Source organism: Micromonospora sp. NPDC050686 (genome assembly GCF_040654475.1).
In the GTDB taxonomy this organism is placed as follows: Bacteria; Actinomycetota; Actinomycetes; order Mycobacteriales; family Micromonosporaceae; genus Micromonospora.
Genome location: NZ_JBFAID010000024.1, coordinates 50465 through 73400, shown reverse-complemented (window position 1 = coordinate 73400; position 22936 = coordinate 50465). Strand labels below are relative to the sequence as shown.

Below are 22936 nucleotides of genomic sequence, written 5' to 3'. Positions count from 1 at the left end.
CGGACCGGGACCCCAGGCCGCCGCCACCCCAGCTCAGCCGGGGGTACGGGCGGCCACGGCGCGGACGGCCCAGTCGAGCACCGGCGTCGCGCTCCCGGTGACCGGCCAGCCGTTGACGACGGAGAGCAGCCGCTCGTAGCGCTCCCGGCGCGGATCGCTCGCCGCCGCCAGCCGCGCCAACAGCCGCCGCCGCAGGTCGACGTCGTCGGGGCGGCCGCAGAGCCGGGCGTACCCAGTCATGATGGCCGCGACGGCGGCGTCCGCCTCGGGTGCCGTCGGGTCGACGCCGGCGGCCAGGGCCGGCTCGGCCTGCGCCCGGGCCAGCGCGACGGCGTCCCGGCGCACCACCCGGTCGCCGGCCCGGTCGGCGGCATGCTGCTCGGCCAGCAACCGCATGCCGGCGCGGAAGCCCGGGTCCTGGCACAGTTCCGCCAGCTCCACCCATGCCTCGACCTGCGCCTCGCCGGCGTCGTCGGGCAGCTCCGGGGTCATCGAGCGGGCGATGCCCGCGAACGCGGGTTCGGTCCGGCGAGCGGCGAAGACGTCGTCGAGGAAGTTCTCGACCAGCCGCCGTCGTTCGGCGCCGGAGAGCCGCGCCAGCCTGTGCATGAGTTCCATCTCCTTCGGGTCGGACCCGCGCCGGGCGACCGCCGCCAGCACCGCCCGCTGCTGGCGCAGGGCGCGGATCCGCACCGCCAGCGCCTCGGCGTGCGCCGCTGCGACGTCGGCGAGGGAGAGCTCCCGGTCCAGCACCCGCCGGATGGTGGCCAGGTCCAGTCCCAGGTCGCGCAGCGTCCGGACGAGTTCCAGCCGGACGACGGCCGTCGGGGCGTACCGGCGGTAGCCGGCCGGGCTGCGGTCGGTGGGCGGCACGATCCCCCGGTCCGAGTAGAACCGGATGGCCTTGACCGTCAGCCCGGTGCGCCGGGACAGCTCACCGATCGAGTAGCGCCCGTCGTCGTTCATGCCGCCACTCTTACGTCTCCCCTGGGTGGAGACTCAAGCCGGGCGTGGGCGGAGTCGGGCCGCTGGCGCGACCCGACTCCGCCGCCGGCCTCAGCGGCCCCGCTTGGCCCGGTGGATCTCCACCGGCAGGACCGGCGCACCGTCGATCGGCGCCGGGTTCTCCGGGGTGGCGGCGATCCCGCCGGCCGCGATCCGGTCCAGCGTCGCCAGCCCGGCCGGGTCGACCGTGCCGAAGATGGTGTACGCGGGGGGCAGCGCCGAGTCGGACTGGACCAGGAAGAACTGGCTGCCGTTGGTGTCCGGGCCGGCGTTGGCCATGGCCAGCGTGCCGCGGGCGTAGAGCCGGCGCACCCCGGTCGGGTCGATCGGCGTCGGCGGCAGGCCGGTGGGCAGCTCGTCGGCGTACCGGTAGCCGGGGCCGCCCTCGCCGGTGCCGGACGGGTCGCCACACTGCAACACCTTCAGCCGGGGCGACGCGGTGAGCCGGTGGCAGGGCGTCCGGTCGTAGAACTTGTCCCGGGCCAAGTGCAGGAAGCTCTGCACGGTGCACGGGGCCTGCGCGCGGTCGAGGGCCAGCCCGATCGGGCCCTGGCTGGTCCGCAGGGTGACCCGGACGGTGCCCCGGTCGGGCGTCCGCCGAGGGTCCGGCGGCAGCGGCACCGGCCGGGCCGCCGGCTCGTCCGGCGTCGGGGTGTACGCGCACGGGCCCGGGGTGGGCGCGGGTTCACCGGCAGGCGCCGCGGTCGCCGCGGCGCCCCCGGTGGCGATGAGCGCGGTGCAGACCACCGCCACGCCGGCGAGGCGGGACAGCAGCGGCGGAACGTGCGTTCGGGTTGCGCGCGACACGTGGGTCCTCCCTGGACTCGTGGTACCAGAACAACCGGAGTCTATGGATCGACCGATCCGATGTCGACGCGCCGCCGCCCTCTCAAGCGCCGGTCAGCCCACGAAGACGCAGAACGGATGGCCGGCCGGGTCGGCGTACACCCGCAGTGGCTCGTCCGGGTCGTCGATGCGGTCGTAGCGCAGCCGACCGCCCAGGCGCAGCACCCGTTCGTGCTGCACCTCCAGCTCCGCCACCGACCCGACGGTCAGGTCCAGGTGCAGTTGCTGCGGGACGTCGTGCTCCGGCCAGGTCGCCTCGGGCAGCCGGTCGACCTGCTGGAAGGCCAGTTGGGTGGCGCCCTGCGGGCTGCGCAGCACCAGCCAGTCGCTCCCCCGCTCGTCCGGGCTCCCGTCGGCCGGCGGCTCGTCGCCCGGCCGGTAGACCAGCCCCAGCAGGGACCGGTAGAACTCGGCCAGGGTCCTGATGTCGGTGCCGTCGAGCACCACCTGGCACAGCCGGGGCACGCTCTCCGATTCCGCCATCGCGCTCACCTCCGCTAGTCGTCGGGACCGGTCACGGTCAACATCACCGCGCGGACCGGGCCGGAAACCCACCGGTACGGACCGTACAGTGGGGACAGTCCTGGCCCCCTGATCCCGGCAGGCCGACTCCCCCGGTGTCACCCGGCGGCGACCCGCCTGCCGACCGGAAGGAGCACAGTGAACCGACGCCTCAGGACCGCCCTCGGCGCCGCCCTGACCGCCACCCTGCTCGCCACCGCCGCGCCGGCGCCCGCCCGGGCACACGCCCCGGACGTGCGGCCCACCGTCCTGCGCCTGCCCGACGGGTTCCAGCCGGAAGGCATCGCCACCGCCGGCCGGTACGCGTACTTCGGCTCCCGGGCCACCGGGGCCATCCAGCGGATCGACCTGATCACCGGGGCGGGCCGGCAGCTCAGCCCGGCCACCGGCACCCCCTCGCTCGGCCTCGACGTCGACCCGCGCGGCCGGTTGTTCGTCGCCGGCGGCACGGCCGGCGACGCCCGGGTGGTCGACACCCGCACCGGCCGGGTGCTCGCCCGGTACCAGTTCGCCACCGCACCGACGTTCGTCAACGACGTCGTGCGCACTGGCGACGCCGCCTGGTTCACCGACTCCAACCGGCCGGTGCTGTACCGCCTGCCGCTCGGCCCGGGCGGCGCGCTGCCGCCGGCCGACGGGTTCGGCACCATCCCGCTCACCGGCGCCTACCAGCAGGTCGGCACGGGGGTCAACCTCAACGGGATCGAGCGCACGCCGGACGGGGCGGCGCTGCTCGTGGTGCAGTCCAACACCGGCCTGCTGTTCCGGGTGGACCCGGCGACCGGCGTCACCGCCACGGTCGACGTGCCCGGCGCGTCCTTCGACTACGGCGACGGGCTGCTGCTGGTCGGCCGCACGCTCTACGTGGTGCAGAACCAGCTCAACCGGATCGCCGTGGTCGAGCTGAACCGGGCCGGGACCGCCGGCCGGTTCACCGGGACCATCACCGACCCGAACTTCGACGTGCCGACCACCGTGGCCCGGGCCCTCGGCCGGCTCTACCTGCCCAACGGGCGCTTCACCACGCCGCCGACGCCGACCACCCCGTACACCGTGACGGCGGTGCGGCCGCACTGACCGCGACCACCGACGGGTACGCCGCCGGCGTGCCCCTCGGTGGCCCGCGCCGGGCGGTCGCCGCCGGAGACGTTCACGGCGGCGAGCAGGTCATCACCGCTTCCGCTGACCCGGGCCGCCGGTGGGCGGCGGCGCGGCGGGCAGTGACCGGATTGAGCGTGATACCTCTGAGGCATTTTGATGCCTCAGAGGTATCACGCTCGTTCGGGTCCTCGTCGCGGCGCAGGTCACCGAACGTGACCCACGCCGCAGCCAGTCAGGTCACCGCACCTCGTACGCCCGGATGACGGTCTGGTCGAAGGTGTTGCCCTTCGCGTCCGCGCCGGAGGCCCGGAGCGACACGAAGCCGCCCGCCGCGCGGTGCGGCACCAGCACCCGCCACGACCCCCCGTGGTGCGTCACCGGCACCGTCCGCCAGCGCTTCCCGTCGTCGTACGACACCTGCACGGTCAGCTTGGCCAGCCGGCCCGCGCCCGCCGTCCGGGTGACCGTCACCGGGTAGCGGCCCGCCGTGCCGACCCGGCCCACGTTGTGGTCGTTCAGCGGCGGGGCGAAGCTGACCGCGGTCAGCGGCAGCGCCGTGAGCTTGGCGGTGTGCGCCGAGCGGAACGTCCACTTCACCGACAGCTTGGTGGTCAGGCGGGCGTCCCGTTCCAGGCTGCCCTCGAAGCGGAACGTCGCCCCGGCCGGGTCCACGTCCTCGGCGTACACCGACGGGCCCTGACCGGACTCGGCGACGAGCTCGCCGTTGCGGTAGAGCGCCCCGCGCCCGGAGGTGATCGAGCCGAAGCCGGCCCGTCCCTGCCCGTCGCCGAGCAACCCGGGCGAGATGAGCATGAAGTCCCCCTCGCGCAGCGCCGGTACGCCGCCGGCGAAGAACGGCGCGACGCTCGGACCGAACACGCCCTTGTTCCACTCCTCGCGGTAGCTGCGCCCGGCCCGGTAGCTGGTGACCGGCCCACCGTGGTCGGTCAGGATCTCCGGCCACTCGTCGCCCACCGGTGGTCGCACCGCCAGGAACTCGTTCTGCCACGGCGCGTTGCCGGCGTAGTACTCGGCGCGGGTGAACGGGAGCGGGGTGGCCCAGCCGACGGCCATCCCGCCGCTGCCGTCCGGCGGGGCGAGGAAGGCGAGCTTCACGCCGTCGGTGCCGGCTTCCACCGCCGCGTGCGAGGCTCGTACGTTGCCGAAGTCGCGCGGTCGCAGGTGCTTGACCAGCCCACCGAGCAGGCCGTTCGCCGTGTACCAGCCGACGTTGTAGACGTACGGCGTGCGGGCCGGGTCGCCCTGCTCGTCGAGTTTGACGAAGGTGCCGCTGACCTGCGCGCTCAGCCCCTTCGCCGGCTGTGGCCCGATCAGCCCGGTGAAGATCGAGGCGAAGTCGTCGCCGCCGAGGCCCACCGAGAGGTCGAGATCCCCGCCCTCGGCGTAGGACGCCGTGTACGACACGCCCAGCGACGCCGCGTCCCGGGCGGGAATCGTGACGTCGAAGCCGCGGCCGACCCGGGCGTCCATCGACACCGTCCGCGGCCCGCTGACCGACAGCTTCGGGAACATCAGCTGCGAGCTGCGGTAGCCGTCCCCGTGCTCCTCGTCGACCCAGCTGAACGCGAAGTACTCCCCGGGCGGCAGGCGCAGGCTGTTGCGCGCGCCGAAGAGCACGTACTCCCGGAAGTTGCTCTTGTTCAGGATCACCGTGAAGGCACCCTCGGCCGGGTCGCCGTCGCGCTCGGTGGCGGTGACCGTGACCGGATGCCGGAGTTCCTCGCGGACCACGCCGAACGGCGTACGCACCGCGACGGCCCCGGCGGTCGCGGTGAGCTGGCCGCCCAGGCCGCCGGTCACGTCGCCCCCTTGGCGGGTGTCGGCGCGCAGCGTCACCGACGCCTGCCCGCCGGCCGGCACGGTCACCGTGTCGGCGCTGAGCGAGAAGATCCCGGCCGGCGCGTCGGTGGCCAGCGCGAGCCGCAGGGTCACCGCGGCGCCGCCACCGTTGTGGTAAGTGACGACGGCGCTGCGCGCCTCGTCGTCGTCGTGCGGCCACTCCTGCACCCCGAACGTCACGGCGGCCGGTGTGGTGGTGACCGGCTGGGTGATCGCCCGGGCCACGTCCACCCGGCCGGCGCCCTGCGCGAACACCCCGACCCCGGCCGACGGCTTGGCCGACGCCATCAGGGTCGCCTTGAGCTGCGCCGGCGTCCACCCCGGATGCACCTGGCTCAGCAGCGCGGCCGCGCCGGCGACGTGCGGGGTGGCCATCGACGTGCCGTCCAGCGACATGTAGAGCTCACCCGGTTCGCCGAGGAAGCCGTCCTTGCTGCGCGCCGCCACGATGTCGACGCCGGGCGCGGCGATCTCGGGCTTCACCGCCCCGCCGTCGGCGCTCGGGCCCCGGCTGGAGAAGTCGGCCAGCTCGTCGCCCTTGGTGAACGCCGCCACGGCCAGCGCCGCTTCGGCGGTCGCCGGGGACCCGACGGCCTCGTCCTCGCCGTCGTTGCCCGCGGCGATGACGAACAGCGTGCCGTGCTGGGCGGTCAGGCTGTTGACGGCCTGCTCCAGCGGGTCGACCTCGGGGGTGTTGGTCCCGCCGAGGCTCATGTTGACCACGTCCGCCCCCGACTCGGCGGCCCACTGCATGCCGGCCACGATCCACGACTCCAGGCAGCCGAACTCGACGCAGACCTTGCCGTCGAGCAGGGACGCGCCGGGCGCGACACCCCGGTACCGCCCGGCGGAGCCGGTGCCGCTGCCCGCGATGGTGGACGCGACGTGGGTGCCGTGGCCGACCATGTCGCGGTCGTCCTCGGTGCCCTCGGTGAAGTTCTGCCGGGCGGAGACCTTGCCCGCCAGGTCGGGATGGGCCGAGTCGACGCCGGTGTCGAGCACCGCCACCCGGGTGCCGGTGCCGTCGAAGCCGGCGGACCAGGCCGCGGGCGCGCCGATCAGCGGGACGCTCTGATCCAGCGTGGGCCGCCGTACGGCGTCGAGCCAGATCTTGCCGGTGCGCAGCCCGGTGCGGGTCGACGGCCAGCGGGCGGCGAGCGACTCGGTCGGTGTCTCGGCGGTGAACCCCCGCACGGCGGGCAGCCGGCGCTGCGCCGACAGGCCGGGCGCGGCGGTGGCGCCGGAGACGACCAGGCGCAGCGACGACGGGCGCGCGGCCTGCGCCGCGAGCAGTTCGGTCAGGTCGAACAGTCGCCGGTCGAGCCGGTCCGCCCGCAGCAGCGGAACCGCGTCGGACGGGATGACGTAGTGGTGCCCGTTGGCGCGGTAGCGGTGGAACGTGACGCCCGTGCGCGGCGTGACACTGACCCGGTTCCGGCCGAGCACGGTCACCCGGTCACCGGTGATCAGGGTGACCGTCCGAGCCTCGGCGGTGGCGGGTGCCGGCCGGGCCGCGTCCGGCGCGGCCGTCCGCGCGGCGCCCGCCGCGGTGGGTACGCCCGCCACCAGCACGGCGGCGGTCCCTCCCGCCACCAGCGCCCTCTTGGTCCTGCTGATTTGCATGTGCCTCCCCGTCCGTTCGAGCGGTTCACATCGGCCTTCATCTGTACAACGCTCGGTCCAGCCGGCGCGTTGTCCCTCCTGGACCGCGATCTCGGCGCGGCGATGCCGGCGGTGGGTACGCTTCGACCATGGCGAGCGCGCGATGGCACGGTCCGGCCGCGAACACTGCCCTGGTGCTCGCGGTCGGCCTGGTCGCCGTCGTCGGGCTGGTGGTGCAGTCCCACGGCGTCGACACCGCCGCGGATCGGGCGGCGCTGCTGGTCGTGCTGGCCGCCGCGGGCGCGCTCGGTCTCCGCCGCCGTTATCCGGTGGCGGTGGGGCTGGTGGCGCTGGCCGCGGTCGGCGCGTACGGCGCGTTGCTGCACCGGCCGGGACCGATCATGCTGGTGTTCGTCGTGGCGCTCTACACCGTCGTCGACGAGGGGCACCTCGCGGTCGCCATCGGGCTCGGGTTCGCATCGGTGGTCGCCTTCGCGGCCGCGGACGGCTTCGACCCGACCGGGAACACCGGCAACGGGGCGACGCTGCTGCACGCCGGCTGGCTCGTCGCCGTCATCGCAGGGGTGACCCGCAACCGCCGGGCCTACCTCGCCGAGGTGCGGGCCCGCACCCTCGCGGCGGAGCAGCGCGCGGGGGAGGAGGCCCGGCGCCGGGCCACCGAGGAGCGGCTGCGCATCGCCCGCGACCTGCACGACGTGCTCGGCCACCACCTCTCGCTGATCAACGTGCAGGCCAGTGCGGCGCTGCACCGCCCGGACCCGGCCCGCTCCGAGCAGGCGCTGGTGGCGATCAAACAGGCGAGCAAGGAGACGTTGCACGAACTGCGGGCGGCGCTGGACACGCTGCGGCAGGAGGACGCGCCGGCCGCTCCCGCCACCGGCCTGAACCACCTCTACGAGCTGGTCGCGACGGCCGGGCGGTCCGGGTTGGCGATCCGCACCGAGCTGGTCGAGACCAGCCCGCTGCCGCCGCAGGTCGACCTGGCGGCGTACCGGATCGTCCAGGAGGCGCTCACCAACGTGACCCGGCACGCCGGCGCGGGCAGCGCGGTGATCCGGGTCCGACCGGACGGCGACGACGTGCTGGTGGAGGTCGAGGACGACGGCAGCGGCGTCCCGGGCCCGGCCGGCAACGGCATCCGTGGCATGGGCGAGCGGGTCCGGGCGCTGGGCGGTGCGCTGGAGGCCGGCCCCGGGCCGGGCGGTGGCTTCCTGGTCCGCGCCCGCCTGCCGCTGCGGCCCACGCCGGTGCCGGCGGGAGCGCCGGCAGCGCTCTCGGGGGGCGCCGCGTGATCCGGGTGGTGCTCGCCGACGACCAGACCCTGGTACGCGCCGGGTTCCGGTCCATCCTGACCGGTGAGGACGGCATCGAGGTGGTCGGCGAGGCCGCCGACGGCGCCGAGGCGGTGCGACTGGCCCGGCGGCTGCGGCCGGACGTGGTGCTCATGGACATCCGGATGCCCGGGATGGACGGTCTGGCCGCCACCCGGGGGATCACCACGAGTGGCGCCGTCCGCGTGATCATCCTGACCACGTTCGACCTGGACGAGTACGTCTACGGCGCGCTGCGGGCGGGGGCGAGCGGGTTCCTGGTCAAGGACACCGAGCCGGCGGAGTTGATCCACGGGGTGCGGGTGGTGGCGCGCGGCGACGCGCTGATCGCGCCGTCGATCACCCGCCGGCTGATCGCCGAGTTCGCCGCCCGGGGCGCGCAGCCGGACCCGGGGCCCCGGCTGCGCGCGCTCACCGAGCGGGAGCGTGAGGTGATGACCCTGGTCGCCGCCGGCCTGTCCAACGACGAGATCGCGGCGCGCCTGGTGCTCAGCCCGGCCACCGCGAAGACGCACGTCAGCCGGATCATGACCAAGGCCCAGGTCCGGGACCGCGCCCAGCTGGTGGTCCTGGCGTACGAGTCGGGCCTGACCGTGCCCGGCTGGGTCACCCGCGGCTGAGCCGTCCGGCGGTGCGCCGGGTGCGGGCCAGTGCCAGCCCGCCGAGCACGACGGCGACCAGTCCGACCACCAGCGCCACGTACGCCCCGCCGCGCCCGTTGCCGGTGCCGATGCCGTCGTCGGAGGTGGCCACCACCAGCCCGCCGAGGGCCATGCCGATCAGCCCCGCCCCCAGGGCCACGCCGGCGCCCAGCCGCCCGGAGCCGATGCCGAGCCGGCTGGCGGGGCGGGCCAGGGCCAGTCCGCCGACGACCACCCCGGCCAGTCCCAGCAGGGCGGCGAGGATGGCGCCGAGCCGGCCGGCGCTCATGGTGTAGGCGTCGGCGGCGGTGAGGGTGGTGGTCAGGTGACGGACGTGCATCGATGGCTCCTTCGCTCCCGTGACTGGGTACGGCGGCAGCCTATGTACGGGTGCGGCCACGGGTCGTCATGCCGGAGTTGCCGATGCGCCTACCACCCTGGTTGCGCGCGCTCGGCGGGACAAGCCCCCACGGTCGCGGGTCGGACTCCGGTCAACGCAGCCAGCGCAGCGCGGCGTCGGCGGTGTCCTCGGGGGTGCTGTTGAAGGCGATCGCCGCGCCGGGAGCATGCCGCCGGATCAGGTTGATCACCTGTTCGAAGAGCCCGAGCAGGGGCTCGTGCTTGCGGATGCCGCCACCCACCACCACGCAGGCGTAGTCGTGTCGGGTCAGCGCCTCGACGATCGCCTGCTCGGGGTGCTCGTCGGGGGCCACCAGGCACTGGTCCGCCTCGATGCCGTACGCACCGAAGCGGGCGTGACCGCGCGCTATCGCCGCCACCACGGGCTCGGGATCCCAACCCGGGATCCGGACCGGGTCCAGACCGATCACCAGCACGCGCCCCGCCGCCATGTGTCCTCCCGCCTCGCCCGATCCCGATGCTGCCACAGCCGGCCTCCGACGAGCAGGCGGCGGCGGGCGCCCGGCCCGGCCGCGTCAGGCCGGGCGGGCGACGTCGAGGAGGTGCTCGCTACGGACGAGGGCAGCCGCACCCTTGAGGTGAGCCGACGCGCCGAGGGAGCCGGACGAGATGCGGACCGACGCCGCCATCTGCGGCGGGGTGTACTGGGCGACGGCCTCCCGGATCCCGTCCGCGATCACGTGGGAGGCGGCACCGAGGGTGGAGTCCACGACGACGGCCTCGGGGTCGACGAAGACGACGAAGTCGGCGACCCGGCGGCCGAGGGAGCGGCCGAACCCGCGCAGCGCCCGCATGATCTCGAGCTCGCCGGACGCGGCCGCCGCGTCGAGGTCGCTCACCGTGAAGCTCCTCCCATGGGCCGCGGCCAGCTCGCTGAGCAGCGCCGGGATGCTGGTGGTCTGCCAGAAACAGCCACGGGCGCCGCACTCGCAGAGCTGCCCGCCGTCGTCCACATGGAGGTGCCCGACCTCGCCGGCCAGTCGCGAGCCACCACGGTGGAGCCGGCCACCGATGACCAGGCCGGCTCCGGTCCCGTGGGTGAGGGAGACGTGGAGCATGGTCTGGGCGTCGGCTGCCTCCCCGTAGACCGCCTCGCCCAGCGCCGCCAGGTTGGCGTCGTTCTCGCAGTAGACGGGGCAGTCCAGGAACTCGCCGACGACGTCCGGGGCGGACCGCCCCGCCCAGTCCCGGAACCGCCGCAGGTGTGACCCGCCGAGCGGCTCCGGACCGGGCGACCGGGTGAACAGCGAGGGGCCGGGCAGGCCGAGCACGGCGAGTTCGACGTCCGCGCGGGTCACCCCGGCCCCGGTGAGGGCACGGTCGAGCGACGCCAGCGCCCCGGCCGGGGTGGTGACGTCCGCCGTGCCGTGCACCGCCGCCAGCACCTCGCCGTCCGGGCGCACCACGCCGGCGAGGAAGCCGTGTGCGGCGGCCACGACGACGGCGAGCAGCCCCGGCGACGCCGTGAGGGACCAACCGCGGGCCGGCCGTCCCCTGGCGGTGGGTCGGGAGGGATGCTCCACCACGACGCCCGCGGCCCGGAGGCGGCCCAGCGCGTGCACGACGCTGCTGCGGGCCACCGCGAGCTCGGCGCACACCTCGGCGACGGTGCGTCGCCGCCCGTCGGACAGCGCCCGCAGGACGGCGCGTTCGGTGCCGGTCAGACCGCGGTCGGCGTCGGCGTCGGTAGTCGTGGACACAGCCATGATTTATAGCTGTTTTGCCGTAACAACGCCACCACCCTGGCTCCTATCCCTGCCGCTTGATCCGTCGTTAGTCAGCCCGATATGGATCGACGACATACGCCAAGCTGGTTATAAATAAGGCCGGAGAATCGCTTGTTTTCGTCTATTGATTGTTTCGGGGACGTTGCGTACCGTCCCTGCCAGGGTGCCCTGCTGAAGCAGCACCGCACCGATCGGAGGGACAACCAGTGTCGAAGCGAACAACCCTGGCCGCGGTGGCCGTCGTTCTCGGTGCGGTCGCGATCGCCCCGAGCGCCGCCGCCGCAGAGCCGCCCGGTCAAGGTGGCGACGGAGTCAAGAACGTCGTCCCGATCACGCAGATCCTGGCCTACGGCCAGAAGGTCACGGCCGTGGCGGTCGAGTACTCGTCGGTGGTGAACCCGCGGACGTTGAACACCGACACGTTCACCGTGTCGGACAGCCTCTACAACTTCCGCTTCAACCCGGTCGGCGACCTCGCCGACCCGACGAAGCGGGCCGACCGCACCATCACCGCGGTCTACACCAACGACTCGCCGGCGCTGAACGCCGACAAGCAGTCCGAGGCGGGCAAGTTCGTCATCATCGAGCTCAACCCGAGGGACCCCGGTGGCAACACCATCATGGCCGTCGGCAGCCACGTGAAGATCAACCCCGACCTGCAGACCCGGGTCGTGCAGAACGAGGACGTCTACGCCCAGGCCGGGAACGGACAGGGTCGCGGCCCGCGGCTCGCGGCGGCGTCCACCGAGGCGTACGCGGCCACCAGGCCCGCGGTCAACCTGCTGGCCGACGACTTCGTCTACAAGCGGTTCACCACCACCACCGGCACCATGGTCCCCTACGCCTACCACCTGCCCGAGGGCTACGACGCCAGCCGGAAGTACCCCGTCGTGGTGATCCTGCCGGGGCACGGCATGGGCTTCAACGGCTCCAACGAAGGGGTCCAGGTCGCGGCGGACATCCCGGCTACCGCGTGGCTGCAGGAGACGTGGACCGGCACCGACGAGGACGTCATCGTGCTGACCGTGCAGAACCAGCGGGTCGGCACCCCGGCCGCGCAGGCCGACGCCATGGTCGAGCTGCTGAACGCGTTCAACCGGGAGTTCTCGGTGGACCAGGACCGGATCTACGCGTCCACGGTCTCGTACGGCTCCACGCTCGCCTGGGCCGCGCTGACCAACCATCCCGGGCTCTTCGACGGCGTCCTGATCACCGGTGGTTTCGGTGCGAGCGCCGAGCAGGCGACCGCCATCGCCGCGTCGGGCACGCCGGTCTGGATCACCCACGGCACCGGTGACCACCTGCTCAACGTGGTCACCACCGGCCAGGCCTCCTACAACCGGATCTGGAACGCCTACATCGCGCTCGGCAAGACGCCCGCCCAGGCGAACGCCCTGGTGAAGTACACCGAGTACGCCGACTCGGCCTTCTACGAGCCGGACCGGCACCTGGCCGCCGCCCCCACCTACGAGGACAAGACGATCCTGCAGTGGCTTCTGGCCCAGTGAGGCCGTCCCGCTGACCCGCTCCACACACGCAGGCTCCGATCGGTACGCCAACGGTCGGAGCCTGCGTGCGTCGCGCGCCGGTCAGGTACGACGAACCTCCGACCGAGAGAAAGTGAGTGTGCAGATGAAGCTTCGCGACCTGGCCCGGACCGCAGGGCTGGCCCTTGCGGTCACCGGCCTGTTGACCGGCACCGCGGCGGTGGTGCGCACCGGCGCGGCGGACGGACGGGCCCTGGCGCCGGAGGCTCCGTCGGGCGCCGCGGCCGGCCGGACGCCCGCGGGCGACGCCTTCCATCCCGTGGTCCGGGAGGCCGCCGAGGGCCTGCCCGACCGCACCGTCTACCGGCCCGCCGACGGCAAGGCGGTACGGCAGCCCCTACCGGTGCTGATCTGGCAGAACGGCGGCTGCCGCCCGGCGAACATGCTCTTCATGAACACCCTCATGCTGGTCGCCGCGCGCGGCTTCGTGGTGGTGGCGGACGGCGCGCCGGACGCGCCGAGCGACACGGCCACCGGCAGCCCGCAACCCGAGCGGGTCACCCAGGTCATCGACTGGCTCAAGCACGATCGGCTGGCGCGCAAGCAGCTCGGCAACAAGATCAACGTGTCGGCGATCGCGGTGGCCGGGCAGTCCTGCGGGGGCGTGGAGGCCCTCGTCGCCGGCGCGGACCGGCGCGTCGACTCGGTGCTCTCCCTGAACAGCGGCTTCTTCCCGACGCCCTTCGGCGGCTATGGCCGGGAGAACCTGGCGGACCTGCACACCCCGGTGCTCTTCGTCGACGGTGGTCCGTTCGACGCCGCCCACGCCAACGCCGTGGCGAACTACGACCTGGTGACCGTACCGGCCGCCCACGTGACGAACCCGCAGGCCGGGCACGCCCTCGCGTTCTACGGGATGCGGCTCGACGACGCGGGCAGGCCGCTGCCCGACGACGGCCGGGTCACCCTGCTGGAGGAGCAGGTGGAGGTCATCGTCAACTGGCTCGACTACACGCTCAACGGCAACCGGAAGGCCCGCGCGTACTTCACCGGGTCCTGCGGCCTGTGCGGCGTACCCGGGTGGAGCGTGCAGACGAAGAACGGACTCTGACCCCTCGCCCGCGCCGGCGGTCCGGAGCCGCGCCGCGAGCTCCTGACCGTCGGCGGGGCCGGTGCCGCCGGGTGGCCCGGCGCGGGAAACTCCCGCGCCGGGCCACCGTCGTTCAGCCGGCGGTGCAGGTGGCGGTGCCGGACGGGCCGGTGCCGTTGCCCTGGAAGCCGAACTCGGTGCTGGCGCCGGCGGCGAGTTGGCGGTTGTAGTCGACGTTGCGGAAGCTCACCGCACCGCTGGTCCCGCTGGCCTGGGCGCTCCAGGTGTTGGTGACCGAGGCGCCCGAGGGAAGCGTGAGCGCCACGGTCCAGCCGTTGGCGCCGGCGCTGCCGGCGGTGACCCGGACGTTGGTGACGAAGCCGCCCTGCCACTGGTTGAGGGTCAGCGTGGCGGTGCAGCCGCTGCCCGAGGGCGGCGGGGTCGTGGTCGGCGGCGCCGTGGTCGGCGGGGTGGTGGTCGGCGGGATCGTGGTCGGCGGCGGGGTGGTCGTGCCGCCCGCGTTCAACGCGTCCAGCACCGACGTGTACGCCTGCTTCTTGTTGCCGTTGCCGTCGAACAGCAGCGGGGTGCCGCTGGCCCGCCAGGAGTCGCTGTCCCGGATGCCCCACACCGTGATGCCGGTGCAGCGCGACACGGCCAGGCAGTCCCTGACGACGTTGCCGTAGGTGGTGGCCTGGGTGCTGCCGGAGCCCTCGATGTCCAGCTCGGTGATCTGCACGTCGACGCCGAGATCGGCGAAGTTCTGCAGCGTGGTGCGGTAGTTGCTCGGGTACGGCGAGCCGCTGTTGAAGTGCGACTGGAAGCCGACGCAGTCGATCGGCACGCCCCGGGCCTTGAAGTCCTTGACCATGTTGTAGACGCCCTGCGTCTTGGCCCAGGTCCAGTTGTCGGTGTTGTAGTCGTTGTAGCAGAGCTTGGCGCCCGGGTCGGCGGCCCGGGCGGCCCGGAAGGCGGCCTCGATCCAGTCGTTGCCGGTGCGCTGCAGGTTGGAGTCGCGCCGGCCGCCGCCACTGTCGGCGTACGCCTCGTTCACCACGTCCCAGGCGTAGATCTTGCCCCGGTAGTAGGTGGCGACCTGGGTGACGTGGTTGAGCATCGCCTGCCGCAGCGCGCTGCCGGACAGGTTCTGCGCCCAGCCGGGCTGCTGCGAGTGCCAGGCCAGCGCGTGCCCGCGGACCTGCATGCCGTTGGCCCGGGCGTGGTTGACGATCCGGTCGGCGCTGGAGTAGTTGAACTGGCCCTGGGACGGCTCGGTGGCGTCCCACTTCATCTCGTTCTCGGGGGTGACCGAGTTGAACTCGCGGTTCAGGATGCCGGCGTACTGGCTGTCCGACAGCTTGTACGCGGCCACCGCGGCGCCGAAGTAGCGGCCCTTCTCCGCCGCCGACGCCCCGAGCGTGGTCCCGGCGCTGGCGCTGGAGGTCACCACCACCGTCGCCGCGATCATCGCGACGCCGGCGACCGCGGAAAGCAGCGCGGCGCGCCGTCGTGGCCGGGCGGCCCGGCTCTCGGTGTCGCGGGCGAGCACCTTGTCCATCACGAAGCCTTTCCATAGCTGAGGTGAGTGGGTGAGCCCGCTCCGACGACTGCCCACCACGGTGGTCGGCTCGCGGCGGCCGCCCGGAGGCCGCGCGGATCGGGAGGTTCTCCCGTCCACCGTGGGTCAATCGAAGCGAATCTATCGAGAAATTACCGGAACACCACGGGATGCACAACGGCCAGCGGGCCGGTGCCCGGTGGCGGCGGGGCGGGCGCGTGAGCCGGCCCCGCCGCCGACGGCGGAGGGCGCCGCTACCGGCGCGGCTGCTGCGGCACGCGGGGCAGCACGAAGGGCGGCCCGGAGTAGATCAGGTCGGCCTTCAGTTCCTGGTACGCCAGCTTCGGGCGGTAGTCCTCGTCGTACACGGTGGCCATCCCCTCCGGCGGGTTGTCGAACCAGCCCGGCACCCAGGAGTGCCGGTCGGTGAAGCCCCAGAGGGTGAACGACAGGCAGTGCCGCTCGGCCAGGCAGGCCCGCAGCAGGACGCTGAAGTTCGCCGCCGACGCCTGCAGCCTCGGGTTGATCTCGTTGGGATCGCCCGCCCGCACCCCCTCGGTGAGCTGGCTGCGCACGTCGACCTCGGTGAACGCGGTCGCCAGCCCCAGTCCCGCGAAGCGCTTCAGCGCCGCCGCGACCTGGAAGGTGTCATAGTTGCCGTACTGGGTGCCCAGATGGCCCTGGCTGCCGACACCGTCGATCGGCACGCCCCGGGCCCGCAGGTCACGGGCCATCTCGTAGACGAACTGGGTCTTGTCGTCGGCCGGGTTGCCGGACCCGAAGGCCTCGATGTTGTAGTCGTTGTAGAACAGCAGCGCCTTCGGGTCGGCGGCGCGGGCCCAGCGGAATGCGTCGGCCACGTAGCCCGGCCCGAGATGCTGGGCCCAGAAGCCCTTGTAGTGCAGGGTCGACGGGGTGTCCCACGGGTCGCTGACCGCCTCGTTGACCACGTCCCACTGCCAGACGCGGCCCTGGTAACGGGTGACCACCCGGGTGATGTGGTCGCGCAGGATCTGGCGCAGCTCCGCCTTGCCGATGGAGCCGTCCGCGACGCCGCTGGTGAGCCAGCCGGGCAGCTGGTTCTGCCAGACCAGCACGTGCCCGCGTACGCGTTGGTGGTGCTGGCGGGCGAAGGCGACGAACTCGTCCGCCGGCCCCCAGTGGTAATTGCCCCGGGTGGGCTCCAGGCTCTCCCACTTCATCACGTTCTCCGCGGTGACGGTGCTGAACTCCGTCGCGGCCAACTCGCGGTAGCGCGGATCCGTGGCGTCGTTCAGGGCGTCCATGTCCACGGCGGTGCCCAGGTACAGGCCGTGCCGCAGGGCCAGGTCGCCCAGGCTCTGCGCGGTGGGGTCGTACGGTCGGCCCGCCGTGGCGGGGGCGACGTTGAGGGCGGCGACGGTCGCGACGGCGACCGCGCCGGTGGCGATCCAGCGTCTGAGCTTCATGGGGGTCCTTCCGGGCAGCAGGTCGACTCCGAAAGTTACGGAACTCTTTCCGCAAGTTGCCCGAATGATTACGGAGCTCGATGTCATCCGTCAACCGGCCGGCCGGCCGGATCAGTGTTCGCGGTAGGTGGCGTGGTCGAAGTCGGCGTACCCGCCGTCGCCGCCGATGTCCTGCACCCACAGGCCGAGGAAGGCGCCGGTGAAGCCCCAGGCCACCGGCTGCCCGTCCGCGGCCTGCGCGGCGTGCTCGTCGGAGAGGATGGTGGCGTCCAGCGCCGCCGGCAGCTCCCGCCAGCCGGTGCCCAGGTCGTAGCCGAAGCGCACCACCGGCCCGTCGAACCGCGCGCGCAGGCCGACCCGGGTGGCGCCGGCGACGTCGACGGTGAGCTCCGGCCGGGCCGTGCGCCGCCCCCGGTCGCAGCTGAGCAGCTCCAGCACCACCCGGCCGTAGTCGTCCCGGGTCAGGTAGAGGTAGTGCCAGTTGAGGGTGTTGTAGTAGGCGGTGAGGCCGGCCAGCTGCCGGTGGTCGGCGGGGTCGAACTCGACGACGGTCTCCAGCGAGCAGTGCTCGGCGCCGACCCGCCGCCCGACCAGGCTCGGGGTCTGCCGGCCGGCCGGCGACTGCCCGCCGTGCACGCGCAGGTGCGACGGGCGCGCGGCGAGGTCGAGCCAGTCCGGGCTGGCCGGGCGGCGCAGCGTCGACCAGCAGGGCGCCAGCGTGGGGTCCTCGAAGTGGTCGGTCGCCGGCTCGTCCGGCCACGGGTGGGCGGGCAGGTCCGGCGCCGGGGCGGCGTCGGCCGGTACGCCGCCGGGGATCCGCGGCCACTGGCCGGCGGGCCAGTCCACCCGCTGGATCGCGGTCTCCCGGCCGAGCACACAGTTGCCCCGGGGCGAGTACGGGCGGGCCGCGAGGTGGGCCAGGTACCAGTCACCCTGTGGGGTCTCGACGAGGCTGCCGTGGCCGGCCTTCTGCAGGCGCAGCTCCGGGTGGCCCGCGGAGGTGAGCAGCGGCCCCCGCGGATCGGCCAGGTACGGGCCGTGCAGGTGCTGGGACCGGGCGATGGTGACCTGGTGGTCCCAGCTGGTGCCGCCCTCGGCGGTGACCAGCCAGTACCAGCCGTCCCGCCGGTACAGGTGCGGCCCCTCGGTCAGGCCGGCCGCGGTGCCGTGGAAGATGAGCCGCGGCCGGCCGACCAGTTCCCGCCGCGCGCGGTCGTAGCGCTGGATCTCGATGCCGCCGAAGGGGTCCCGCCCGGGACGCCAGTCGGCGCTCAGGCTCAGCAGCCAACTGCTGCCGTCGTCGTCGTGGAAGAGCGAGGCGTCGAAGCCGTGCGCGTGCAGCTGCACCGGGTCGGACCACGGGCCGCCGATGTCCGGGGCGGTGACCAGGTAGTTCTGCGGGTCCCAGTAGCCGCCGGTGAAGCTGGCGACGTCGCTGTAGACCAGGTGGAACAGCCCGTCGTGGTACGTCAGGTCGGGTGCCCACACACCGTTGGAGTCGCCGCAGCCGCGCAGGTCCAGCAGCCGGCGGTCGGTGATGATGCCGCCCAGGGCCCGCCAGTGCACCAGGTCCCGGGAGTGGTGGACGCGCACGCCCGGGTACCACTCGAAGGTCGAGGTGGCCAGGTAGTAGTCGTCGCCCACGCGCAGGATCGACGGATCCGGGTGGAAACCGGGGAGGACCGGGTTGCGGATCGACCGGGCGGTCGTGGCCAGGTCTGCGATCTCCGTCGACATGTACGGCTCCTTCGACTCGGTCCGTTTCGGTAGATCTTCCGGAAATTCGCCGCCGGAATCCCGGAATCTCGCTCACCGTAACGGCTCGGCGCGACGGAGAACAGAGCCGCAACGCCGCCTCGGGGCATGCTTCCCGCCGGAAACTGCCGCCGCCGCGCCGGTGGAAGTTTCGGTCGCCGGTGACGGGGTCAGCGACAGGGCCGGCAGGACGAGCGGATCACCAGCTCGGTGGGGAGCTGGATGTGCGTGTCCCGTTCGACGCCGGCGATCAGGTCGATGAGCAGCCGCAACGCCTCGGCGCCCATCCGTTGCAACGGCTGGCTGATGGTGGTCAGCGGCGGGTTGACCAGGGCCGATTCCGGGACGTTGTCGAAACCGATCACCGAGAGGTCGTCGGGCACCGTGAGGCCCATGCTCCGGGCGACGTCCATGGTGGAGATCGCCGAGAGGTCGTTGCCCGCGAAGATCGCGGTCGGCCGGTCGGGGAGCGCGAGCAGCTCCGCGGCCGTACCGGCGGCGCTCTCGGTCTTGAACCCGCCGACGCCGACCAGCCGCTCGTCCACCGGCACCCCGGCGTCGGCCATCGCCTTGCGGAAGCCCGCCTCGCGCAGCCGCGCCGACTCGAGGTCGGCGCGACCGCTGAGATGGCCGATCCGCCGGTGGCCGAGCGACAGCAGGTAGTTGGTCGCGAGTACGGCGCCGGCGAAGTTGTCCGAGTCGACGGTGGGCAGGCCGGACGGGCCGGTGTGCGGGTCGACGGCCACGACGTGGAAGCCGTGCTTGGTCTCGACCACGGTCGGCGTAACGATCACCGCCCCGTCGATGAGCGTTCCGGAGAGGCGGGCCAGTGACCGCCGCTCCCAGCCCACGGCCGCGCCCTCGCCCCCGCCGCCGTCGCCGCCGGAGTAGGCCAGCAGCTGGTATCCGGTGCCGGCCACCTCCCGGGACGCCCCCTTGAGCAACTCGGTCGAGAACGGCTCGAACTCGGCGACCAGGATGCCCAGCACGTTCGTGCGGTGGCTGCGCAGGCTCTGCGCGCCCAGGCTGGCCTCGTACCCGAGCTCGTGGATGACCTGCTGGACGCGCTCGACCGTCGCCTGCGCCACGCCGTACCGCCCATTGACGACCTTCGATACGGTTGCCACCGAGACGCCGGCCGTACGGGCCACGTCCGACATCTTGACGCGCTGCGGGAACGCCACGCCGAAGATGATAGAGGGCCGCGCCGGGCATCGTCACGGCGAGTCGAAAACGTTATCGATACCGATTGACATCGTGTTTCGTCACTGTAAAACTCGCCGGCAGGCCGAGTACCGCGACTGACTAGTCGAGGAGACATCGATGGCGACGAAGCGCCGTGCGGGTGCCGTCCTGGCACTGTTTATGACAAGCGCTCTCGTTGCCGCCGGGTGCAACAGCGGCGGCGACGAGGAACCCTCAGAGAGCGAGCTCTACAAGAACCCGGTGACCCTGACCTGGTGGCACAACGCCTCGCAGGAAGGTCCCGGCAAGACCTACTGGGAGAAGGTCGCCAAGGACTTCTCCGCCCTCCACCCGACGGTCACGATCCAAGCCGAGGGGATCGAGACCAACCAACTCCAACGCACCCGGCTGCCCGCCGCGCTGCTCAGCAGCGACCCGCCGGACATCTTCCAGTCCTGGGGCGGCGGCGAGATCCGCGAACAGGTCGAGGCCGACTACCTCAAGGACGTCACCGACCAGGTCAAGGACGAGGTTGCCAACATCGGCAGCGCGGCCGAGATCTGGCAGGCCGACGGCAAGCAGTACGGCCTGCCGTACCGGATGGGCATCGAGGGCATCTGGTACAACAAGGACATGTTCCAGCGGGCCGGCATCGCCGCCCCGCCGACCACGTTCGACGAGCTCAACGACGCGGTCACCAAGCTCAAGGCGATCAACGTCATCCCGATCGCCGTCGGTGCCGGTGACAAGTGGCCCGCCGCGCACTGGTGGTACAACTTCGCGCTGCGCGCCTGCTCGGTCGACACCCTCAAGAAGGCCTCCACCGACCTGTCCTTCGACGACCAGTGCTTCGTGAAGGCCGGCCAGGACCTGAAGACCTTCATCGACACCAAGCCGTTCCAGAACAACTTCATCGCCACCCCGGGCCAGAACGACCCGACCAGCGCCAACGGCCTGCTGGCCAACGGCAAGGCCGCGATGGAGCTGATGGGCGACTGGAACAAGGGCACGCTGGACACGGTCGCCGCCGACAAGGCCGCGCTCAACAAGTTCATCGGCTGGTTCCCCGTGCCGGCGCTCTCCGGTTCCCCCGGTGACCCGAAGGCGGCCCTCGGCGGCGGCGACGGGTTCGCCTGCGCCAAGAACGCCCCGGCCGAGTGCGTCGAGTTCCTCAAGTACCTGGTCAGCCCCGAGGTGCAGAAGGGCTACGCCGAGACCGGCACCGGCCTGCCGGTGGCCAAGGGGGCCGAGGCCGGCGTCCAGGATCCCGCCCTGCGGTCCGTCCTGGAGGCGACCGCCGGCGCAACCTACGTGCAGCTCTGGCTGGACACCGCCTTCGGCAGCACGGTCGGCAACGCGATGAACGACGCGATCGTCGCCATCTTCGCGGGCAACGGCACGCCCGAGAAGGTTGTCGAGGCCATGAAGGCGGCCGCGCGCAAGTGACCCCCACCAACCCACCCCTGGATCTCGCCGGCGGCGCTGCCGCGCCGCCGGCGAGGCTCCGGCCCGCCGGCCGCACGAACGCCCGGGCCGGGGAAACCCGCCGCAAGTGGTTCGAGATCATCGGTCTCACCACGCCGGCCGTGCTCGTCTACGTGACGTTCGTGCTGGTGCCGATGGGCTTCGCCTTCTACTACAGCCTCTTCCGCTGGCGCGGCGTCGGAGCGCCCACCGACTACGTCGGCTTCGACAACTACGTCCTCGCCTTCCAGGACCCGATCTTCCTCGACGCGCTGCGCAACAACGCGATCATCGTGTTCGGGTCGCTGCTGATCCAGGGCCCCATCGCCCTGGCCGTGGCCCTGCTGCTCAACCGCAACTTCCGCGGCCGCACCGTGTTCCGCCTGCTGGCGTTCGTGCCCTACGTGCTCGCCGAGGTCACCGTCGGCATCATGTGGAAGCTGCTGCTGGCCGACGCCGGCACGGTCAACGCGATGCTGGACTCGCTGGGGCTGGGCTCCCTGGTGCAGGCGTGGCTCGCCGACCTGGACCTGGTCATCTGGACGCTGCTGTTCATCCTCACCTGGAAGTACGTCGGCTTCGCCATCATCCTGCTGCTCGCCGGCCTGTCGAACGTGCCGGACGAGCTGACCGAGGCCGCCGCGATCGACGGGGCGAGCTGGTGGCAGATCCAGCGGCACGTGACGCTGCCGCTGCTGGCGCCGACGATCCGCATCTGGATGTTCCTGTCCATGATCGGATCACTGCAGGTCTTCGACATGATCTGGGTGACCTCGGTGCCCGCCGTGCGGTCGCTGGGCGCCTCGGCCACCATGGCGACGTACATGGTGGACAACGGGTTCTTCGCCCGGCTGTGGGGGTACGGCAACGCCGTGGCGGTGATCCTGTTCGCCATCTCATTCGTCGCTGCGCTGCTGTTCCAGCGCTTCCTGTTGCGCCGCGACATCCAGGGCGCCATCACCGGAAGGGCGAAGTGACCGTGACCGCGAACGCTGTGCCGTCCACGTCCGTCAAGCGCCGCCCCATCGCGTGGAGCAACCCGCTGACCTACGCGCTGGCGCTGGCCGTCGCCGCCGTGTCGATCACCCCGGTGGTCTACGTGATCGTCGGTGGCTTCCGCACCACCCCGCAGATCGTGGCGAACCCGGCCGGGTTGCCCGACCCGTGGGTGTGGGACAACTACGCGCGGGTGTTGACGAGGAGCGACTTCTGGGGGCAGGCGCTCAACAGCGGGGTGATCGCCCTGGGCACGACGCTCGGCGTCGTGCTGCTCGGGGTCAGTGCCGCGTTCGTGCTCGCCCGGTACACCTTCCGGGGGCGCGAGGCGCTCTACACCTTCTTCACCCTCGGCCTGCTCTTCCCGGCCGGAGCGGCGATCCTGCCGCTCTACCTGATGCTGCGCGACCTGAATCTGATCAACTCGTACTACGCGGTGATGCTCCCGCAGATCGCCTTCCAACTGCCGCTCACGATCGTCATCCTGCGTCCCTTCCTGTCCGCCATCCCCAGAGAGTTGGAGGACGCCGCCGCCATCGACGGCACCGGCCGGATCGGGTTCCTCTGGCGCATCGTGCTGCCGCTGTCGCGTCCCGCGTTGGTCACCGTCGGGATCCTCGCGTTCGTGGCGAGTTGGAACGCCTTCCTGCTGCCGCTGCTGGTCCTCGGCGACGCCAGCCTGCACACCCTGCCCCTGGGGGTGCAGAACTTCTCCAGCCAGTACACCTCCGACACGGCGGGAATCCTCGCCTTCACCTCGCTGGCGATGCTGCCGGCACTCCTTTTCTTCACCTTCGCCGAGAAGCAGATCGTCGGTGGCCTGCAGGGTGCGGTCAAGGGCTGAGCGACAGCGGTACGCGCACAACCAAGGGAAAGG

At 72.6% G+C, this 22936-nt stretch carries 19 protein-coding genes; 8 read left to right on the top strand and 11 right to left on the bottom strand.

Translation table 11 applies throughout. The annotated features are described in order from the left end of the window. Positions 1-33 precede the first annotated feature (33 nt). From AB0H57_RS17700 to AB0H57_RS17690, 3 genes are all read right to left on the bottom strand, one after another. Positions 34-966 (bottom strand): MerR family transcriptional regulator, encoded by a 933-nt coding sequence (locus AB0H57_RS17700; protein ID WP_357507613.1) that lies wholly within the window; start codon positions 964-966, stop codon positions 34-36. Between the two features lie 90 nt (positions 967-1056). Then, positions 1057-1812 carry a peptidylprolyl isomerase gene (locus AB0H57_RS17695; RefSeq protein WP_357507611.1) on the bottom strand — a complete coding sequence of 252 codons (756 nt, stop codon included), beginning with the start codon at positions 1810-1812 and terminating at the stop codon, positions 1057-1059. A gap of 93 nt (positions 1813-1905) precedes the next feature. Further along, positions 1906-2334: a VOC family protein gene (locus AB0H57_RS17690; protein ID WP_357507609.1), complete on the bottom strand. Its 429-nt coding sequence runs from the start codon at positions 2332-2334 to the stop codon at positions 1906-1908. 177 nt (positions 2335-2511) lie between these two features. Between AB0H57_RS17690 and AB0H57_RS17685 the strand changes: the two genes are divergently transcribed. Beyond that, on the top strand, positions 2512-3450 hold the full coding sequence (locus AB0H57_RS17685) for a superoxide dismutase (RefSeq protein ID WP_357507607.1): 939 nt from the start codon (positions 2512-2514) through the stop codon (positions 3448-3450). A 261-nt stretch (positions 3451-3711) separates the two neighbouring features. On the opposite strand, the gene AB0H57_RS17680 is transcribed toward AB0H57_RS17685, so the two are convergent. Next, positions 3712-6957 carry a S8 family serine peptidase gene (locus AB0H57_RS17680; protein WP_357507605.1) on the bottom strand — a complete coding sequence of 1082 codons (3246 nt, stop codon included), beginning with the start codon at positions 6955-6957 and terminating at the stop codon, positions 3712-3714. Positions 6958-7085: 128 nt separating this feature from the next. Between AB0H57_RS17680 and AB0H57_RS17675 the strand changes: the two genes are divergently transcribed. Together AB0H57_RS17675 and AB0H57_RS17670 are read left to right on the top strand one after the other, a co-directional pair. Further along, a complete protein-coding gene (locus tag AB0H57_RS17675; protein ID WP_357507603.1) occupies positions 7086-8249 on the top strand; it encodes a sensor histidine kinase in 1164 nt (387 codons plus the stop codon). Further along, positions 8246-8908, top strand: coding sequence for a response regulator transcription factor (locus tag AB0H57_RS17670; RefSeq protein ID WP_357507601.1), 663 nt, complete (start codon positions 8246-8248; stop codon positions 8906-8908). Before AB0H57_RS17675 ends, AB0H57_RS17670 begins: the two co-directional genes overlap by 4 nt. Here AB0H57_RS17670 and AB0H57_RS17665 read toward each other — a convergent pair. The 3 genes from AB0H57_RS17665 to AB0H57_RS17655 form a co-directional block, all read right to left on the bottom strand. Further along, entirely contained in the window at positions 8895-9269 is a 375-nt protein-coding gene (locus AB0H57_RS17665) for a DUF6223 family protein (protein ID WP_357507599.1), read from the bottom strand. The two genes, AB0H57_RS17670 and AB0H57_RS17665, sit on opposite strands and share 14 nt — an antisense overlap. Positions 9270-9420: 151 nt before the next feature. Beyond that, a complete protein-coding gene (locus AB0H57_RS17660; RefSeq protein ID WP_357507596.1) occupies positions 9421-9780 on the bottom strand; it encodes a hypothetical protein in 360 nt (119 codons plus the stop codon). An 84-nt stretch (positions 9781-9864) separates the two neighbouring features. Beyond that, the gene (locus tag AB0H57_RS17655) at positions 9865-11049 is read right to left on the bottom strand and encodes an ROK family transcriptional regulator (RefSeq protein ID WP_357507594.1); all 1185 of its coding nucleotides are present in this window, start codon (positions 11047-11049) and stop codon (positions 9865-9867) included. Positions 11050-11282: 233 nt separating this feature from the next. On the opposite strand from AB0H57_RS17655, the gene AB0H57_RS17650 reads away from it, so the two are divergent. Together AB0H57_RS17650 and AB0H57_RS17645 are read left to right on the top strand one after the other, a co-directional pair. Further along, a complete protein-coding gene (locus AB0H57_RS17650) occupies positions 11283-12584 on the top strand; it encodes a hypothetical protein (RefSeq protein ID WP_357507593.1) in 1302 nt (433 codons plus the stop codon). A gap of 124 nt (positions 12585-12708) precedes the next feature. Continuing rightward, positions 12709-13674: a hypothetical protein gene (locus tag AB0H57_RS17645; RefSeq protein ID WP_357507592.1), complete on the top strand. Its 966-nt coding sequence runs from the start codon at positions 12709-12711 to the stop codon at positions 13672-13674. Positions 13675-13786: 112 nt separating this feature from the next. Here AB0H57_RS17645 and AB0H57_RS17640 read toward each other — a convergent pair whose 3' ends face one another. From AB0H57_RS17640 to AB0H57_RS17625, 4 genes are all read right to left on the bottom strand, one after another. Beyond that, the gene (locus AB0H57_RS17640; RefSeq protein WP_357507590.1) at positions 13787-15211 is read right to left on the bottom strand and encodes an endo-1,4-beta-xylanase; all 1425 of its coding nucleotides are present in this window, start codon (positions 15209-15211) and stop codon (positions 13787-13789) included. Positions 15212-15465: 254 nt separating this feature from the next. Further along, a complete protein-coding gene (locus tag AB0H57_RS17635) occupies positions 15466-16659 on the bottom strand; it encodes an endo-1,4-beta-xylanase (RefSeq protein WP_357507588.1) in 1194 nt (397 codons plus the stop codon). Positions 16660-16770: 111 nt separating this feature from the next. Next, the gene (locus tag AB0H57_RS17630) at positions 16771-18396 is read right to left on the bottom strand and encodes a glycoside hydrolase family 43 protein (RefSeq protein ID WP_357507586.1); all 1626 of its coding nucleotides are present in this window, start codon (positions 18394-18396) and stop codon (positions 16771-16773) included. Positions 18397-18584: 188 nt separating this feature from the next. Beyond that, the gene (locus AB0H57_RS17625; protein ID WP_357507584.1) at positions 18585-19598 is read right to left on the bottom strand and encodes a LacI family DNA-binding transcriptional regulator; all 1014 of its coding nucleotides are present in this window, start codon (positions 19596-19598) and stop codon (positions 18585-18587) included. Positions 19599-19737: 139 nt separating this feature from the next. Here AB0H57_RS17625 and AB0H57_RS17620 point away from each other — a divergent pair, with 139 nt between their 5' ends. Genes AB0H57_RS17620 through AB0H57_RS17610 form a run of 3 tightly spaced genes read left to right on the top strand, consistent with a single transcriptional unit; the run spans position 19738 to position 22903 of the window. Next, positions 19738-21045 (top strand): extracellular solute-binding protein, encoded by a 1308-nt coding sequence (locus AB0H57_RS17620; RefSeq protein WP_357507582.1) that lies wholly within the window; start codon positions 19738-19740, stop codon positions 21043-21045. Then, positions 21042-22040 carry a sugar ABC transporter permease gene (locus AB0H57_RS17615; protein WP_357507580.1) on the top strand — a complete coding sequence of 333 codons (999 nt, stop codon included), beginning with the start codon at positions 21042-21044 and terminating at the stop codon, positions 22038-22040. The genes AB0H57_RS17620 and AB0H57_RS17615 overlap by 4 nt, the downstream gene beginning before the upstream one ends. Continuing rightward, positions 22037-22903 (top strand): carbohydrate ABC transporter permease, encoded by an 867-nt coding sequence (locus AB0H57_RS17610; protein ID WP_357507578.1) that lies wholly within the window; start codon positions 22037-22039, stop codon positions 22901-22903. Before AB0H57_RS17615 ends, AB0H57_RS17610 begins: the two co-directional genes overlap by 4 nt. The last annotated feature ends 33 nt before the right edge of the window (positions 22904-22936 follow it).